The sequence below is a fragment of the Chitinophaga sp. sic0106 genome (assembly GCF_019219075.1).
Classification (GTDB): domain Bacteria; phylum Bacteroidota; class Bacteroidia; order Chitinophagales; family Chitinophagaceae; genus Chitinophaga.
Genome location: NZ_JAHUWJ010000008.1, coordinates 285,518 through 302,685, shown reverse-complemented (window position 1 = coordinate 302,685; position 17,168 = coordinate 285,518). Strand labels below are relative to the sequence as shown.

General features: G+C 47.3%; 15 protein-coding genes. 7 read left to right on the top strand and 8 right to left on the bottom strand.

Annotated features, from left to right (window positions below):
* Positions 1–170: 170 nt before the first annotated feature.
* Positions 171–1,349 (bottom strand): proline dehydrogenase family protein, encoded by a 1,179-nt coding sequence (locus tag KW844_RS14870; RefSeq protein WP_218377572.1) that lies wholly within the window; start codon positions 1,347–1,349, stop codon positions 171–173.
* A gap of 183 nt (positions 1,350–1,532) precedes the next feature.
* Between KW844_RS14870 and KW844_RS14865 the strand changes: the two genes are divergently transcribed.
* Both KW844_RS14865 and KW844_RS14860 read left to right on the top strand, forming a co-directional pair.
* Entirely contained in the window at positions 1,533–2,321 is a 789-nt protein-coding gene (locus KW844_RS14865) for a FecR family protein (RefSeq protein ID WP_218377571.1), read from the top strand.
* Positions 2,322–2,361: 40 nt separating this feature from the next.
* Complete coding sequence (locus KW844_RS14860; protein ID WP_218377570.1) at positions 2,362–3,210, top strand: dienelactone hydrolase family protein; 849 nt, start codon at positions 2,362–2,364, stop codon at positions 3,208–3,210.
* Here KW844_RS14860 and KW844_RS14855 read toward each other — a convergent pair whose 3' ends face one another.
* Both KW844_RS14855 and KW844_RS14850 read right to left on the bottom strand, forming a co-directional pair.
* Positions 3,211–5,595, bottom strand: coding sequence for an ABC transporter permease (locus KW844_RS14855; protein ID WP_218377569.1), 2,385 nt, complete (start codon positions 5,593–5,595; stop codon positions 3,211–3,213).
* 231 nt (positions 5,596–5,826) lie between these two features.
* On the bottom strand, positions 5,827–6,861 hold the full coding sequence (locus KW844_RS14850; RefSeq protein ID WP_218377568.1) for a sugar phosphate isomerase/epimerase: 1,035 nt from the start codon (positions 6,859–6,861) through the stop codon (positions 5,827–5,829).
* A 203-nt stretch (positions 6,862–7,064) separates the two neighbouring features.
* On the opposite strand from KW844_RS14850, the gene KW844_RS14845 reads away from it, so the two are divergent.
* On the top strand, positions 7,065–7,637 hold the full coding sequence (locus tag KW844_RS14845; protein WP_218377567.1) for an SMI1/KNR4 family protein: 573 nt from the start codon (positions 7,065–7,067) through the stop codon (positions 7,635–7,637).
* Positions 7,638–7,681: 44 nt separating this feature from the next.
* On the opposite strand, the gene KW844_RS14840 is transcribed toward KW844_RS14845, so the two are convergent.
* The 4 genes from KW844_RS14840 to KW844_RS14825 all read right to left on the bottom strand — a co-directional run bounded on the left by KW844_RS14840 (position 7,682) and on the right by KW844_RS14825 (position 11,639).
* Positions 7,682–8,068, bottom strand: coding sequence for a DoxX family protein (locus KW844_RS14840; protein WP_218377566.1), 387 nt, complete (start codon positions 8,066–8,068; stop codon positions 7,682–7,684).
* 112 nt (positions 8,069–8,180) lie between these two features.
* The gene (locus KW844_RS14835) at positions 8,181–8,888 is read right to left on the bottom strand and encodes a LytTR family DNA-binding domain-containing protein (protein WP_255578449.1); all 708 of its coding nucleotides are present in this window, start codon (positions 8,886–8,888) and stop codon (positions 8,181–8,183) included.
* A gap of 34 nt (positions 8,889–8,922) precedes the next feature.
* A complete protein-coding gene (locus KW844_RS14830; RefSeq protein ID WP_218377565.1) occupies positions 8,923–10,122 on the bottom strand; it encodes a DUF4407 domain-containing protein in 1,200 nt (399 codons plus the stop codon).
* Entirely contained in the window at positions 10,119–11,639 is a 1,521-nt protein-coding gene (locus KW844_RS14825) for a sensor histidine kinase (protein ID WP_218377564.1), read from the bottom strand. Before KW844_RS14825 ends, KW844_RS14830 begins: the two co-directional genes overlap by 4 nt.
* Positions 11,640–11,800: 161 nt before the next feature.
* Here KW844_RS14825 and KW844_RS14820 point away from each other — a divergent pair, with 161 nt between their 5' ends.
* The 4 genes from KW844_RS14820 (at position 11,801) to KW844_RS14805 (ending at position 16,032) form a co-directional block, all read left to right on the top strand.
* Complete coding sequence (locus tag KW844_RS14820) at positions 11,801–12,211, top strand: Dabb family protein (protein WP_218377563.1); 411 nt, start codon at positions 11,801–11,803, stop codon at positions 12,209–12,211.
* 81 nt (positions 12,212–12,292) lie between these two features.
* Positions 12,293–13,069: a DUF1080 domain-containing protein gene (locus KW844_RS14815; RefSeq protein ID WP_218377562.1), complete on the top strand. Its 777-nt coding sequence runs from the start codon at positions 12,293–12,295 to the stop codon at positions 13,067–13,069.
* 109 nt (positions 13,070–13,178) lie between these two features.
* A complete protein-coding gene (locus tag KW844_RS14810; protein WP_218377561.1) occupies positions 13,179–14,240 on the top strand; it encodes an ATP-grasp domain-containing protein in 1,062 nt (353 codons plus the stop codon).
* 196 nt (positions 14,241–14,436) lie between these two features.
* Complete coding sequence (locus KW844_RS14805; RefSeq protein WP_218377560.1) at positions 14,437–16,032, top strand: ABC-F family ATP-binding cassette domain-containing protein; 1,596 nt, start codon at positions 14,437–14,439, stop codon at positions 16,030–16,032.
* Between the two features lie 8 nt (positions 16,033–16,040).
* Here the strand turns inward: KW844_RS14805 and KW844_RS14800 are convergent, their stop codons facing one another.
* Positions 16,041–17,093, bottom strand: a complete 1,053-nt coding sequence (locus KW844_RS14800) for a metallophosphoesterase (RefSeq protein WP_218377559.1) — start codon at positions 17,091–17,093, stop codon at positions 16,041–16,043.
* Between the last annotated feature and the right edge of the window lie 75 nt (positions 17,094–17,168).

Genomic DNA, 17,168 nt, shown 5'->3' with positions numbered 1-17,168 from the left:
TGATACATCAATCACTAAAATAGTGATATGTAATCATAAATAAATGGTTGTCAGTATCTTGTTAAAAAATCAAAAGAAAATATATAAAAGAAAATGGTCGGAAGAAATTTCTTCCGACCATGACTAGACTTGCGGTCCCTCTTTTTTATATATCATGTAAACAGCAGGCACTACATACCTCTGCGCTTCATTTCTTTTCTGATCAGTCCGAGCTCGCGGCCCATCTGACCTGCGATGGAAGTATTTTCCTGGGCACGGCGTATCAGGTATGGCATTACGTCTTTTACTGGTCCGTAAGGGAGGTATTTGGAGACGTTATAGCCAGCGTGGGCCAGGTTAAACGTGATATTATCGCTCATCCCCAGCAGCTGGCTGAAGCTGATATGCGCGTGGTTGTGCGGCAATTCTTTTTCATGCAGGAGGCGGGCAGCCAGCATGCAACTGTCCTCATTATGGGTGCCGATGAACAGCCCCAGTTTATCCAGGTTTTCGAGGCAGAAGGTAACCGCTTCGTTATAATCCTTATCCGTAGCTGCTTTGCTGGGCTGTATCGGTGTGGGATAGCCCATTTCAGCAGCGCGTTTGTTTTCTTTTTCCATGTAGGCACCGCGTACCAGTTTTGCACCGAGCAGGTATCCTTCTTTTACCGCTTTATCCAGCGATACTTTCAGGAATTCGAGCCTGTCGTGACGGTACAGCTGGAAAGTATTGAAAATGATCACCTTCTTTTTATTGAACAGTGCCATCATCTCGTCGGTGAGGTCATCTACCGGTTGCTGAATCCAGGATTCCTCTGCATCTACCAGGATACCTACGTTACTTTTGGCAGCAGCTTCTGCAATGGCGTGTACGCGTTTGCGTACCCGGGCAAATTCCTGTTGCTCCTCGCTGGTAAGTGCGGCTTTGCTATGCATTTTTTCCAGGAGGCCAAAACGTGCAAAACCAGTAATTTTAATGGCAATAAATGGAATATCAGGGCGGGAAGCAGCGTACTGAATTGCGCGGATAAATTCCGGAACGGCATTATCATAGTTTTCTTCGCCTTCCATGGCCTCTACACCGTAGTCCAGCGCTACGCCCACATGGTAGTTACCGAGTTGCAAAGCTGTATGTGCAGCCTCTTCCAGGGTCTCGCCACCACAGAACTGGGAAAAAATGGTGCTTTTAATGATTCCTTTGATCGGTAACCGCAGCTTGAATGCGATGGGAGTAAAGGTGGCGCCCAGTTTCACCAACCAGGGCTTGCCGATATTACTGAAGAGAAAGTTGGCCTTACTTAAAGCCTTGTCGGTTTTTGCCTCAAATGCAATAGCCGTATTATCAAAAGATAAAGGTAGCTGCTTTTCCATGGCCCGCAAAGTTAGGGTGGTCGGTTAATTCAGCCAAAAAACATTGGCTCAGGGAAACATCTTTTTATCCGGATTAACAGATATTGTCTTTTGCTTCATAGAAATTGGAAAAGTCCGGTTTCCCACTGCTGCTAATTTTGATTACTTTTAAGATTTTTCGTTTGCATACAAAATTCCCGGAATATGCTATTTAAAAATGATACCAACTATTTTAAGTTCCTGTTACCTGTAGCCTTATTCACGGCCGTTGCCTGCCATACTACTCCGCCGCCTGCTGAAAAAAAGCCTGTTTCCATCCTTACTATGCAAGCCCCTGGGATTCACTATACCTCTTATCAGGGAGATATGGGAGCCCGCAAAAGCATTACGCTGCCCGACAGCTCGGTAGTAATTCTGAATTCCAATACCCTCCTGCTGGTGCCGGATAATTACGGTCAGGAAAAACGCCAGGTATTGCTCGACGGGGATGCATGGTTTACCGTTACGGCAGCACCAACCGTGTTTACAGTGGTGGCCGACAAGCTCACGGCGGAAGTCCTTGGTACGTCGTTCCGTATGCGTTGCTTTACGAGCCAGCAGGGTGCTACCGTGCACCTGCTCACCGGAAAGATTAAAGTCTCCAAAAGCTATCACTCCGAAACAGATAACCAGCCGGAAATCCTGGAACGTGGCAACATGATCCTGGCAAACAAGGAAATAGACCTGATGGAAAAGGAAACATACAACCCACAGGATGCTGAAAGCTGGCTGGCTGACAGTCTGCAACTCACCAATGCCCAGGGACTGCTCATGTGGCGCACCCTGGAGGACTGGTACGGGGTAGAGATAACCGTACAGGGCGATGCTTCCAAAACTACGCCGGTGACCAAACTATTTGTAAAAGCCACCCTGCAACAAGTGCTGGACGCGTTGGGCAAGGAGCAGGGCTTTAGCTATAAAACCGACGGTAATAAAGTAGAAATCAAGTTTTGATCCGGCAGAATGTTGTAATTTCTTGTCAAATATATCTGTCATGAAAAAGTTACTCCTCGCAATTACCCTATTTACTGTTGCAGGCAATGTGCAGGCCCAAACGGCCAGCTGCTGCCATTCCGATGCCATCACAGACTTCGCCGGCCTTGCCAATTCCGGCAATTTCGTGATGCAGCATGCCAATCCGCTCCCCTACACATACGCAGGGGTTGAAGGCCAGGGTGTTACCTTCCCCGCCACCGACGGGAAAGACGCCGCAGGCTTCCTGTTTAAAGCCAAATCGGCTTCCAACCTTTACCTTTTTGTATACCAGGAATGGTGGGGACTGAACGACTATATCAAAAAGGAATCAGAGAAGCTGTACAACGACCTGGGAGGCAAAGTAAACGTGCTCGCACTGGATATGTACGACGGCAAAACAGCTACCGAAGCTGCCGAAGCCGGAAAGCTGATGCAGGCAACACCCCGGGCACGCCTGCAGGCCATTATGGAAGGTGCCCTGAAATATGCAGGACCAGGTGCTAAAATTGCAACCCTGGGCTGGTGCTTTGGCGGCGGCTTATCGCTGCAATCCGGCCTGATCAACGGCAAGCAAAACATAGGCGATGTGATGTACTATGGGATGCCGGAAAAAGACGTGGAGAAACTCAAAACCTTGCATGCACCTGTACTTGGATTTTTTGCCAATAAAGACAAAGGGATTAATCCCCAGGTGGTGGCCGAATTCAAAAAGAACATGGCTGCTGCCGGTAAATCCCTCACCGTTTATACTTACGATGCGGACCATGGCTTTGCCAATCCCAGCAATCCTATATACGACAGCAATGCGACCAGGGAGGCTTATGCCCACGCGATCGCATTCCTGAAAAAGCAATTTGGTGTGAAGTAGCTATTCGCTCTTCAAACTTTTAATCGGATTCATCATGGCGGCGCGGGCACTTTGCATGCCAACTGTCAGTGCCGCTATGATCATCGTACCAGCAATAGCTGCCAGAAACACGCCCGGCCCCAGGGTAATGTGGTACCTGAAATCTTTCAACCAGCTGTTCATCAGCCACCAGCCTAACGGCCCGGCTATCAGAAATGCCAGCAGAATCAGGCGTGCAAATTCTTTCCCAAACAACCACAGTATGCCGGTTACACTTCCACCCAGCACTTTCCGGATACCGATTTCCTTGCGTTTTTGCACTACCATAAACGATACCAGCCCATACAATCCCAGGCAGGCAATGAAGATGGAAATGACGGAAAATATTTTCACTATCCGTAACATTGCCTGTTCTGTGTAGTAAAAATCAGCGATACTATCGTCCAGAAAATGGTATTCGTAAATTTTTTCAGGATACATGTCCGTCCAGGCTTTTTCAATAGCAGCAAGGGTGGTGGGCAGTCCGGCCATGCTCGTTTTGATCGCGTACTGTTGATAATGATCCGGCAAAATCGCCATGCCAATCGGCTCAATCTCATTGTGGAGCGATCCGTTATGAAAATCGGATACGACTCCCACCACGGTAAGTTTATATTGCCCACCGTCAAAGGAGATCAGTTTGTTCAATGCTTCTTCCGGTGAGGCAAGGCCTAGTTTTCGCACAGCCGTTTCATTGATCAGCATTTCCCGGGCGGAATCAGCACGTAACAGATTACGGCCAGCAGCGAGTTTAAGTCCGAAAGTAGGCAGGTAGTTTTCATCCACCGCCTTAATGTTTACCCGAAACAGTTCACTTTCATCGCGGTGATCAAAGTAAATATTTGTATTCCAGGAGGCATTGGCGCTTGGTGCGGTGTAGCAAAGGCTAACATGTTCTACACCGGAAATATTTTCCAGCTGGTGTGCAAGCGTTTTCCGGCTGAGGTTTGGCTGATCGGTACCTACCGGCACCATTACCACTGCATCTTTGTTAAACCCAAGATCGAACTGCTGCGTATATTGCATTTGCCGGGTAATCACCAGCATAACAATAATTAATACCAGGGAGATAGTAAACTGCACAGTAATCAAACTGCGGCGTGTATTAAAACCGCCCAGCTGAGCAGGGCTCACCTTCCCTTTCAGCGCCGCCACAGGCTTAAATCCTGAGAGGATGAGTCCGGGGTAGGCACCCGCCAGGAAAGTAACCAGTACAACAACCAGGGCGAGCATGGCGCCCATTTGCGGCTCTGTAAACAGTATATAGGTAAGGTTGGTATTGAAATAATTATTTACTGCCGGCAGCAGCAACCACGAAATCACAATCGCTATCAGTGTAGACGTAAACGTTATAACGGCCGTTTCAGCAATGAACTGCCAAAACAGGCTACTGCGCTGGCCACCCAATGCTTTTCGTATACCCACCTCTTTACTTCTGCTGACTGCCTGGGCGGTGGCAAGGTTGATAAAATTTACGCAGGCCGTAAACAGCAGGAACACTGCAATCAGCGAAAGAATAAGCAAATTTTTCCGCTCCATGCTGCCACCATAGCGGGCATTATAGTGTACATCGCTCAGCGGCTGTAACTTATAGTGATGTACATTTTTGTTATTGGGGCGATAACGTTTTACATATCCGGCCAGTTCCTTTTCTACCTCGCCCGGGCTTACGCCAGGGCGCAGGCGGGTGAAGGTGGAAAGGTCGGAGGTAATGCCTCCCCAGGCATCCTCATTCGCGAAAAAGTCATCATATAGTTTCACCGTTGGCCACGACAATAACACACCCGGCTGCTGGTCCGATGCCGGCGGGATATCTTTTAACACCCCTGTAATCCGTATGTTTGCCAGGTTGTTGTAGCTAAAAGTCTTGTTAATGGGGTTGGTATTACCAAAATATTTTCGTGCAGTCTTTTCCGTTATAACCGCCGTGTTGGGTTCACGCAGCGTGGCGCTGCCGGCTAGTAGCGGAAAGTTGAATATCTGCAGGTATTCAGGCTCTGCAAAATACAGGTCATCCTCCTTAAATTTTTTCACTTCATTACCTTCCTGAATAGTGATCAGGGCAGGATCTGCGTTCACCACCCGTGCTACACTTTCTGCATAGCTGTAATCCTTCCGGAAGGCATTGCCTAATGGAGGAGGCGTACTGGAAGTATACGCTATTTTATCGCGGTGTTGCTCCGTTACAATCCGGTAAATACGGTCAGGGGTATGATGGAAGGTATCAAAAGCCAGGTGGAATTTCACCAGCGTAATGATCAGAATGGCAGCGCCTATGCTTAACGACAGGCCCAGCACATTCAACAAGCCATATGTCTTATTTTTCAGCAGGTTTCGCCAGGCTATTTTAAAGTAGTTCTTCAGCATAACTTTAATTGTTGAAGGGAGGACTTCCAAAGCAATGCCCTAATTGGTGCAGTCTGGCTGTCAAACCAAAATGCATTTTTAAAAATAAACATATGTTCGGTTTCGATACATGGTTGTTCGCTTTTGCAAAATTAAAAGGGAAAAAGCGGCTGCCGCCGCTTTTTCCCCGTACATACGCAAGCCTTCTTTTCACAAAAAAGGAAAGAAAGGTTATGCGCTGATATATCTTTATCAGCTTAAGGCCGAACCAACTTTCACCAACAGCTCTTTTGTTTTACGGATACCGTCTTCTTCGGACAGGTTGCTGCCTTCGTATTCGATACCTACCTGTCCGGTATAGCCGGCGTCTTTCACTATCTTCATGATGCGTGAAAAGTCCATGGTAATTTCACTACCATCATCTTTGAAATCGTAGGATTTGGCGCTTACACCTTTTGCGAAAGGCATCAGTTCCTGTATACCTTCGTAGCGGTCGTATTCCTGGAGGCATTTTGTTTTGGCCCATGCTTCCGGGGTATTGGCTTCTGGTTTGGTTCTTTCTATACAGAAGTTACCGAAATCGGGCAGGGTACCGCAATTGGGCAGGTTCACCGTTTTCATCACATTGCTCAGCCATTTACCGTTGGAAGAGTTACCACCATGATTTTCAACGATTACATTGATGTTAAAATCTTTTGCAAAAGTGGACAACTTCGCTAATCCTTCAGCAGCTGCTTTACCTACCTCTTCCGGTGTTCCCTCCCCTGCTGCATTTACGCGGATAGCATGACAACCGAGGAACTGTGCAGCCTCCACCCATTTGTAATGGTTTTCTACTGCCTGTAAACGTTTTTTAGCATCCTTATCGCCCATCTCTCCTTCGCCATCACACATGATCAACACGCTTTTCACGCCGTTATCATCACAGCGTTTTTTCATTTCTCCCAGGTAGGTTTTATCCTTTGCCTTGTCTTTGAAAAACTGGTTTACATATTCCACTGCGTGAATATCGAATTCATTTTTAGCACGCACGGGGAAGTCCAGGTGGTTCATCTTTCCGGCGAACAATGATTTATGGAAAGACCATTCAGCGAGCGATATTTTGAAGAACAGTTCATGCACATCTTTGGCGATGTCGCTACTGTCTGTTGCGCTGCCCTCTTTGCCTTTTTCATTGGTGGACTGGCCTGTGTTACAGGCTGCGAGGAAAGCAGGTAAGATACCGAGACCCATCGAATAAAGGCCGATCTGGCGCAGGAAGTCGCGGCGATTGTTGGAATTGCTCATAATAACGTGGTTTTGTTTAAATATATCGTTTTTATGAGAATGATGCAGGCTTTTTTTGATGAGTGTTAGGATATCTTCATTAATGTTAAAAGTCAGCAATTACACCTTCTTCGTGCATAAGTATTCTGAGCTGTATGAGAATGATATATTAATTTTATTGCACAATTAATATTTGCTCGGCAACCTTTAAGATTAGGATTTTCATGATAAAGAACCAAAAAATTCAGGAAATTATTGACTTCTATTTACAGGCATGTATAGAGGCCGGCTCGAATATACAATATGGTAAAATTGAGAGCGAAATGGCAGGTCCTATTCAGGATTCAACAAAAGAATATCAAATATGGCTCCCAATTAAAAGCGAAATAACCGAAGACGAGCTACAACAATTCGAGGAAGAATTGGGGTATAAGCTGCCTAAAGACTACAAAGCTTTTTTGCAACATAAGCACTTTTATGAGTTATATATATCAGAGGCCAGTTTTTGCGAGCATCCTGTTAATAAATGGAGCAGCTACCTCAAAAAAATGATTTTTGATGGTTGGCCACATGAATACCTTGTTGACAAAGGGTATATTCACTTTGCCGATTGGAGTGACTGGGGAGCACTTTGCTTTGATACCAACAGCAAAACTGAAGCTTATGATTATCCTGTTGTCCTATGGGATCATGACAGACCTTTAGAAATACAAGAAATATCCCAAAATTTCAACAGTTTAATTCTTAAACTGGATGATGAACATGAAGAAAGTTATAAGATTCGACAGTTAGATTAATAAAAAACGTGAGACGGTGTCTCACGTTTTCATTAACATCCTATTTACGCTTTAACTGTTTTATGAAAATAAACATAAGACACCGTCAATATCGCCATACCTACCAGCGGCGGCAGCGCAAACATTGGCCCTTTCATAACAAAGGTAGCGATGAACGCAGATATCAGGGAAATACCAAAGCCTACGTAAGCCCATTCCTTGAATCTTGCAGGTATCATTGGTAAAATCAGCAGGATGCCACCAATTAATTTACCAATGCCCAGCTCTACACCAAAGTAGGCAGGGAAGCCCATATCTTTAATACCCTGGCGGGCCAGCTCACTGTTAAACCAGATGGCCGGTACGGAATCCAGCAGTACAAATAAAGTGGTAAAGATCCAGTATACAATACGGTCTCTTTTTACAATGCGGGAAGAAGTTAAGGTTGTCATATCTGAAAGTATGAAGGTGATTTAATCAGGTGTTATTTCCTGATGTAAAAGTAGTACCCTTATAGGTTTCCGATGGGGAGGCAATCAGACAATAACAGGGGTAATTGCGACATTACCTTCTTAACAACAGTTCCTCCACTTCTTCTGCGTAGGCGGCACCTATCGGAATAGGCTGATGCTGAATGTATAAGGCCGTGCGATCGGCTCTTTCAATCTTTTTATTTGCTACGATGTAGGACCGGTGTACCCTGGTAAACAGCGGCAGCGGCAGCAGGTCCATGGCTTCCTGCATGGAAAGCCGGGAGATAACCTTCTTATCCCGGAGTACAAAGTTTACATAGTTTCCGGCGCTTTCCAGGTAAAGAATATCGTCCAGGATAATTTTAAACTGCTCATAACCACTCTTTACAAAGATGTACTCGGGTACGTCCTTGGGCACGGCTACCGTGGTTTTCTGCTTTAATAACCAGAGGTTATGGACCTTATTACAGGCTTTCATAAACCTGGCCAGCGAAAAAGGTTTGAGCAGATAGTCGATGGCATCCAGCTCAAAACTTTTTACTGCATGTTCCGAGTAGGCGGTGGTAAACACCGTCATAGGCGGCTCCGGCATGGTGGCCAGGAAGTCGAGCCCGGAAATATCCGGCATTTTTATATCGAGGAAGATGAGGTCTACTTTTTCTTTGCTCAGAAAGTCCATGGCTTCAAAAGCATTGGTGAAATAACCTTTTACTTCCATAAAAGGCACCATGGCTGCATGGTTTTTTATTACCGTAAGTGCCACCGGTTCATCATCTATAGCAATGGCGGTCATTTTCATAATACAATTATTTACCTTAAAAACAAGATAATGATTACATCATCCTGCCCAGAAATAATCTTTTGGCCTGTAACCAGAATTCTTTGATGGGTGAATGTGCATTGTTGCGCCACTGGTTTACCATATCTGCGGCACGTTCGCGGCGAATGGCGTTGCTCTCTTCAAACAGGTAGTCCATCAGTTCCCTGTCGGCCGTTACGGCGCGTTCCTTATAATATTCCATCAGCTCCTTACCTTTTTCCACTTCCATCTGGGAGGCGGTCATGGCTTCCTGTGTGGCGGCGGCCAGGCGTTCGTCATACTCGCCGCGTGGCATCAGCAGTTTACTGAGCAGGGGCATAATTTCGATGAGGGTGATGATAAATACGATCAGGCGGTACCGTTGCTGCAGGGGCGGATGGGAGGTGGTGAGGTCGTGCAGCGCTTCCGTTTGTGCAAGAAATCCGTCTGTCAGCGTTTCGGTATAGGCTACAACTTTGAGGCTGTCGCCGGTGCGCAGGTTCGCCAGTTGCGACTGTAACGCTTCCTGGTCAGGTGCCAGTTGTTTACGTAAGGTGGCTAATTCCTCCTCGGAGGCCAGCCAGGCGCTTTTTTTGGCCCTGGCTACGGCCTGTTCACCAATGCGGCCCGAACCGCCCGTACCATCAGTTTCAGCGAGATAGCCATCTTTATATCCTTTGTTATCCGCTTCTTTACGGGTGATCTGGTTATTGAGTTTTTCCAGGTCGCGGGTAAGCGTGGTTTGCTGGCTGGCATTTTGTTTTATCAGCGAAGCCTTGTATGCATCTATCTTATCCTGTTTGCTTATTTCCAGCTGTGCGGTGATGTCTTTCTTAAACAACATTAATACTACCGGCTGGGATATAAACAGGCCGATGGTTATGGCCAGCACGAGCCGGAATATGACAGGCAGCCACTTCGTATTGCCATTGCTGCGGGTCATAGCGGCGATCAGCGTACGGTCGATGCTGAGAATGGCGAAGCCGAAAAACAACGCCAGTGCCAGTACGATAAGGTCATCATTTACAATCGTTGAAAAGAAATAACCCCAGGCGATGGTGGCAAACATCCAGGTAACGAATACGGCTATACCGATGATGCGGTAGCGTTCCTTTTCTGTTCTGCATTCTTTGAGGATGCTGCTGTCGGCAGCAGCGAGCCACCACAAGAACTTTGTGATGGCGTCGGGCTCGGGATTTTCCGAATTCATTTTTTTGTCAGGTACAGTGGTCATTGGGCGTTGTGTGTTTTCACGCTAATCGTAAGGTGTACAAAAAATCCGGTAGCCGTTTGTCGTATACTCAGCTCATGCGAACCGGGATACAATAAAGCCAGTCGTTCTTTGACGTTGTTCAGTCCTATTCCCAGGCTGTTACGTTCCGGATCATTTTCCGGTTTTGGGTGTATGCTGTTGTATACGTCAAAGAATATTTCCCCTTCGTTGCAACTCAGTGAAATTACAATGCTGGAGCGGTTGCGCAGGCTGATCCCGTGTTTGAATGCGTTTTCCACAAAAGGAATCAGCAGCATCGGGGCTATTTCGTGATGGCAATTGGATTCGTCGATATTGACTTCAATTTTTATATCGGGAGATTGCAACACACGCAGCCGCTGTAAGTCTATGTAATTCTGTAAATAAGCTACCTCCTTATCTAACGGAATTTTCTCTAAGGTATTATCATGCAGCATAAAACGCATCATATCTCCGAGCTTCTGAATACCCTCGCTGGTGCGGCTGGCTTGTTCCTGTAAGGCAGTACCATAGAGGGTATTGAGCGCATTGAACAGAAAATGGGGGTTAATCTGGGTGCGTAAAAAATCCAGGTCGGCAGTGGAGCGACCCAGCGCTTTTTGCAGACCGATGACAGTGCTCTGTTGTTCCAGACGGGCCCGGAACAGGAGCCAGCAAACAGGGATGGTGGCTACCACACTCGCCAGGGCACTCAGCAAGCCAAGGATCACTGCTACATCGCCATTGCCATTGATAAAAATAGCCGCAATAACTACCATCAGCGTGTTAGACAGAATCACGAGAACTACCAGGTCTCTCCACAGCTTAGGTTTACGGCCATTTGCCTGGAACTCAGGGAATATCCGGTAAACGGTAAAGTAATAGATGGCCAGCATTACCGGACCAAAGAAAAAGATGGAATACCGCACATGGCCATAGGTAATGATGGTAAGCGCCAGCCACAGGATAGTACCTATGGCTATTTCTCTGGCTGCCTGGTTGGGCAGGACTTTTTCCACCACCCATTTGTGCAGGTATTGTGCATAGGCGGTTTTGATGGCATAGTAAAACACATAGAGGATAACAAACACGATAGTGTTCAAAAACGCCATTTTAGCAAACTGCGTATGTGCGCCACGTATAGTCTGGTATTGACCTAACATATACCCATAGCGGTAGGAATTGGCTACCATAAGGGCAACAAACAATGTCAGTACTCCAGCAAGTACCAGTAAACTTCCTGTAAACCATTTTTCTTTTTCCAGAAATTTGGGGACAACCAGGAAATTGAGAAACATAAAAAAGAGGTATACAAAGGTGATTTTGGTCATAAGGGGCAGCACCACATGCAGGTAGTAATCAAACACCTGATGATAGCGGTCGAACCGACCGCGAAAGCCATCGCGGAAGTCAATACGGCCGTCGCCCATGAAGGATGGCCCCAGCAAACTGAAGAGTGCCAGGAGGAAAATTCCTGTGGCCACCCCGAATTCGATTTTTCGCAATTGTTGCTGATTCATAGCAGGATTAAGTATTTAAGGCAATATTACGGATTGCTGCCTCTCCTGGCATCAAAATGGGATAAAACCGGCAATCTGTGTTATGAACAGCCATATCCCGGGCCACTGCTTTGATTTATGCGACGGGATGTGTATTTTCAACCCATTAACCATAAGATATTATGTCCAAATCGAACCGCAGAAAATTCCTGGGCACCGCTGCCGCCCTTTGTGCCGGTGCGGCCACTGCATCCGCCAGACCGTTGGCGACAGCTGATAACCCTAAGCCGTTGATTCATCATGTTTTCTTCTGGCTCAAAAATCCGGGTTCCAAACAAGACCGGGATAAACTGATTGAAGGGGTAAAAACCCTCAAAGGCATTGAAACCATTCGTAAAATTTACGCAGGCACCGTTGCCGATACGGAAAAACGCGACGTGGTAGACGCTTCCTGGGATGTTTCTGAAATGATCTTTTTTGATGACCCTAAAGGCCAGGCCATCTATCAAACACATCCTATCCACCTGGAATTTGTAAAAAACTACAGTCATCTCTGGGCAAAAGTGGTGGTATATGATGCTATGACAGTATAACTATTATCCCGGATTTTGCGGGGCCAAAGATCCCTGCATAATCCTAGAAATATCAAGTTAAAATTTGCTAAACTTCCACAAATGAATAGAAGAATTCTAATCACAGCGCTGCTTGCAAGCGGCACTTTTATGGCACAAGCCCAGGAGAAAGCCAAACCAGAAGATACTGAGGTTTGGGAACCCGCACCCAAAGTAGTCACACCGGGAAAAATCACTTTCGAAAGTGCCCCTTCCGATGCGATCATCCTGTTCGACGGTAAAAACCTGAATGAATGGGTATCTGTTGCTGACCGCACCAAAACTGCCGAATGGGACGTATCCAAAGGTATTATGACGGTCAACAAATCCAAAGGCAACATCGAAACCAAACGCGCTTTCACCAATTACCAGCTTCACCTGGAATGGCGTGTACCAGCCAACATTACCGGTACCGGCCAGGGCCGCGGTAACAGCGGACTATTCCTCGCCTCCATCGGCAAAGGTGATGCCGGTTACGAACTGCAAATACTGGACTCTTACAACAACAAGACCTACGTAAACGGTATGGCCGCCAGTATCTACAAACAGGTAATTCCACTGGCTAACCCTACCCGCCCGCCAGGAGAATGGCAAACCTATGATGTAATCTGGACCGCACCGGTATTCAATGGCGACGGCTCCCTGCAAGCACCTGCCCGTGTAACCGTTTTCTTTAACGGCATACTGGTACAAAACAATACTGCCCTGCAAGGACCTACCCAATACATCGGAAAACCTTCTTATAGCCAGGCACATGGCGCGTCTCCGATAAAATTACAGGCGCATGGTGATAAGAGCGAGCCGCTGAGCTTCAGGAATATATGGATCAGGGAATTGTAGTAGTCTAACGGTAACGGCTACACCGACTACCAGCAGCTATAATTTCTCCCTAAAAAAATAAAATGCCGGCCTACAAACTGTTGGCCGGCATTTTTGTTTTAATCAGTATATGAACACCGAAAACGTAAAAGTTGCAGTCGTATACCAGGCCCATCCCCTACCCGCCAAAGATGGTATTGTAAAACCTATGAAACCCGGTGGGTACGCGGATAGTGGCGCAGACATCGCCTACGCATTAAAAAAGAACAATACCCCTGTTATCACTCCGGCTGACAACCCTTTTATAGATAAAGACCTGGATTGGGTATTCCCCGATACCGATGCCGGCATCAGGCATGCCATCGATAAAGGAGCTGATTGTATCTGGCTTAATACCACACTATATGCCGATCATCCTGTGACCACTTATCTCAACAGAGGCATTTCCGTGGTGGGCCAGCTCCCCCTTTTGTCTGAACTCTATGACGATAAATGGACCACCAATCATCTCCTGAAAGATAATGGCCTGCCCATTCCCGAAGCCATCCTCATTCATTACAAGGATTACAAACAACATCCCCTGCAATTCCCGCTGCCCGCTGTAGCTAAGCCTATCAGAGGGCGTGGCAGCGATGGAGTTACACTGGTGCATACGCAAGCTGAATATAAATCGGTGCTGGATCAGCTTTTTCAAACGGACCGCTATGGCACCGCTGTTTACCTGGAATCTTATTTACCGGGAGATGAAATAACTATTACGGTTATGCCCGCAGGCACTTACCAAATTCATGGTAAAAACGTGGCTAAACGAGATCCATGGTGCCTGCCAGCCGTAAGAAGATTTAATCACCAAAACGGGATTGCTCCTTATAATGGCACCGTTGCCGTCATAAACAACAGTGTAGTATTGAGCGATCATGAGGAAGCCTCCATGCAGGTACAACAGCTTTACCAGCAATGCGTGGAAGCCGCCAGACTGGTTGGTTTACGGGCACCCATCCGCATCGATTGCCGGCAGGACCAGGCCGGCAACTACCTCCTGTTCGACCTTAACATGAAACCCAATATGACCGGTGCTGCCCGCCCCCACCGCCACGATCAGGATAGCCTTACCGCCCTCGCAGCCAGGAAAATCGGCTGGTCGTTTACCGATCTGCTGGAAAATATGCTCGTCCAACGATGGCACAACTAGTATTTTTCAGCAAAATGCTTACCTTTGCACCACATGTGATATAACTCTCCCATACAAATAGCACAACGCTAATTCAGCAGGCCGCCCGGTGCTGCTTTATTATAATTCAATTTTCTTAACTAAAATTTACTGACATGAAACTTACATCCGACTACAGGACCATGTACCCATTTTCTCATTCCGCAAACCAAACCACATGCTTATTAACGCTCAAAATATCTCCTACCGTAAACCCGATGCCACTGTATTATTTGAAGCCGTATCCTTCTCTGTAAATAAAGGGGATAAAACCGCTATCGTTGGAAAAAATGGTATCGGTAAAAGTACCTTGCTGAAAATTATCGCCGGAAATACTACTGAATATAATGGTATACTGCAGGTGAATGGTAGCTTATACTATGTACCGCAGCACTATGGCCACTTTGATGACGTTACAGTAGCAGCCGCTTTGGGGATTGCCCCTATACTGGCCGCATTACAGGCTATCGAAAACGGCTCTACGGAGCAGGCCCACTATGACCTCATGGAGCATAACTGGGATATTGTAGCCAGATGCGAGGAAGCCTTCGCCAACTGGGGACTTGCCGGCCTTCAGCTGGATCAGCCCCTCCGCGAACTGAGTGGTGGCATGAAAACTAAACTCTTTCTCTCCGGCATTCAGATCCTTCAACCAGATATTGTATTGCTGGATGAACCTACCAACCACCTGGACACCGCTGCACGCGATCAACTGGGTGAATGGATCAGCAGTACCAATTGCGCAGTGCTGCTCACCAGCCACGACCGCCAGCTGCTCCGCATCTGCGAGCCCATCTGGGAGCTTACTGCCACCGGCATCCTGGAATATGGCGGTAACTATGATCTCTATGAAGAACAAAAAGAGATAGAAATAGCTGCACAGGAACATAAGCTGGAATTCCATACCAAAGCACTGAAAGAAGCCAAAAAGAAGGCACAGGAAGCACTGGAAAGGAAACAACACGCCGATGCCCAGGCCAGGAAAAGTGTGCGCAACAGCTCCGATCCGAAGATTCTGCTCAACGCCCGGCGCAATGCCGCAGAAAGCAGCACCGGTAAGCTTAAAAGCGTACACGCAGAAAAAGTAAATGACCTCCGCAGCTCCCTGCAGGAAGTTGCTGCCATGACCCAGATGCAACAGATCATGAAAGGCTTTTTCGACAACGCGACCATGCCTGCCGGAAAAGTACTGTACCAGGCCAATGATATCAACTTTGCCTGGCCCGGCAAACCGCCGTTATGGTCAAAACCGTTGACATTCACGATCCGCAGCGGTAATCGTATAGCCGTTGCCGGTAAAAACGGCATGGGGAAATCTACCTTGCTGAAAATACTGCTGGATCAGCTGGAGCCTACCAGTGGCACCTTACAACGCACACCTTGCTCCAAACTATTGCTGGATCAGGATTATACCGGCATCGACCGCAGTAAAAAAGTGCTGGAGCAGGCACTCTCCTTTAATGAAAGGAAACTGGAAGAAGCCCAGGTGCATACTACCCTGGCCAACTTTCTGTTTAAACCCGACAGCTGGGAAAAGCCCTGCAGTGTGCTCAGTGGTGGTGAAATGCTTCGCCTTTCGCTCTGCTGCATGGTATTGCAGAATAAAACACCCGATATCATCTTCCTGGATGAACCGGTAAATAACCTCGACCTGGTAAATATCAGGATGCTGGCTAAAATCTTCCGGGATTATAAAGGTACGGTGATACTCATTTCACATGACCAAACCTTCACCGAAGAAACCGGTGTGGAAGAAGTGATAACTTTGGAGTAGCCGCATGGCTACTCCAACTCCTTTCTGCTACCATTACGGTCAATGATCACATAATGGTCGCCCTCCATCAGCAGCCCCTGATGATGCCCTTCGTGCTGGTCCACATCCACGCCGATTACCTTTCCTTCAAAACGCGTTACAATGGTGGTGTCCGTGATGGTATGCCCTACAATGATATGTTTGGCATTATAAAAAGACAGCGTGCTGTCTACCGTAGCGGCAGTTGCTTTAGGATCGTGGAAGTAGCCACGGTACCAGAAAGGGCCGCGACTATCAAACAGCATTTGCAGCGAGTCCGGAATTTGTTTCCGGGGTACACCCAGGTATTGGCGGCAGTTTTCGTTGATGCGTTGGAGTGACCATTGCTTTCCAATCAGCTCAGGAGATACGCCGGCATGCATCACGAGCAGGTCACCGATTTTTTCCATCACATTCTTGCTGCGCAGCCAGCGGCCCAGTTCGGAGTCCGTTGCAAACACCTGACGTAATTCTTTTCCCATGAGCCAGGCATATTTGAAATAACGGGCATCGGTATAGCGGAAGTCGCCTGCCAGTTGCATTACATCATGATTCCCCAGTACCACATGTACGGCACCACCCGCGGCAGCGGCTTTATCTTCAAGGCTGTATAGCAGCCAAAGCCAGGGCAGTACGGTGGTTCCACGGTCAAACAGGTCGCCGGCGATGATGAGTTTACCATTGCCGAAGGTCCAGTTAAACTGTTGATCAATCACGCCTGCGGCCAGCAGCAGGTCTCTGCCGGCTTCAAATTCCCCTTCTATGTCAGATAGTATGAACATCCTGCTGGCGGCGGGGCTTTCGTTAGGGGGTGTGGTAATTTTTTGTTTCAGGGAGATGGAAAACCCGCTGACAGGCAGTTCAGGCAGGGGCGGCTGCGTGTATACCTTTGTTTCAGCGGCTGCCAGATCGCCTCTGGTAGTGATGGTTTTAACCAGGATGCTATCGTTCCGGTAAAATACATACGGACCGTCTGCATAGCGCTGGGCGAGGGTAAGCAATGGACATAGCAAAACTAACAGTGTTAATCGGATGGTATTCATGTTATAAGTTAGGGTGATAAAAAAGTGAGGGCCTGTGAAGATAAGTAAAATAAAAACTCCCCGTTACCGATGCCG

Coding starts and splice junctions, on each gene's coding strand:
- KW844_RS14870 (WP_218377572.1), bottom strand. CDS start 1,349: ATGGAAAAGCAGCTACCTTTATCTTTTGATAATACGGCTATTGCATTT.
- KW844_RS14865 (WP_218377571.1), top strand. CDS start 1,533: ATGCTATTTAAAAATGATACCAACTATTTTAAGTTCCTGTTACCTGTA.
- KW844_RS14860 (WP_218377570.1), top strand. CDS start 2,362: ATGAAAAAGTTACTCCTCGCAATTACCCTATTTACTGTTGCAGGCAAT.
- KW844_RS14855 (WP_218377569.1), bottom strand. CDS start 5,595: ATGCTGAAGAACTACTTTAAAATAGCCTGGCGAAACCTGCTGAAAAAT.
- KW844_RS14850 (WP_218377568.1), bottom strand. CDS start 6,861: ATGAGCAATTCCAACAATCGCCGCGACTTCCTGCGCCAGATCGGCCTT.
- KW844_RS14845 (WP_218377567.1), top strand. CDS start 7,065: ATGATAAAGAACCAAAAAATTCAGGAAATTATTGACTTCTATTTACAG.
- KW844_RS14840 (WP_218377566.1), bottom strand. CDS start 8,068: ATGACAACCTTAACTTCTTCCCGCATTGTAAAAAGAGACCGTATTGTA.
- KW844_RS14835 (WP_255578449.1), bottom strand. CDS start 8,888: ATGAAAATGACCGCCATTGCTATAGATGATGAACCGGTGGCACTTACG.
- KW844_RS14830 (WP_218377565.1), bottom strand. CDS start 10,122: ATGACCACTGTACCTGACAAAAAAATGAATTCGGAAAATCCCGAGCCC.
- KW844_RS14825 (WP_218377564.1), bottom strand. CDS start 11,639: ATGAATCAGCAACAATTGCGAAAAATCGAATTCGGGGTGGCCACAGGA.
- KW844_RS14820 (WP_218377563.1), top strand. CDS start 11,801: ATGTCCAAATCGAACCGCAGAAAATTCCTGGGCACCGCTGCCGCCCTT.
- KW844_RS14815 (WP_218377562.1), top strand. CDS start 12,293: ATGAATAGAAGAATTCTAATCACAGCGCTGCTTGCAAGCGGCACTTTT.
- KW844_RS14810 (WP_218377561.1), top strand. CDS start 13,179: ATGAACACCGAAAACGTAAAAGTTGCAGTCGTATACCAGGCCCATCCC.
- KW844_RS14805 (WP_218377560.1), top strand. CDS start 14,437: ATGCTTATTAACGCTCAAAATATCTCCTACCGTAAACCCGATGCCACT.
- KW844_RS14800 (WP_218377559.1), bottom strand. CDS start 17,093: ATGAATACCATCCGATTAACACTGTTAGTTTTGCTATGTCCATTGCTT.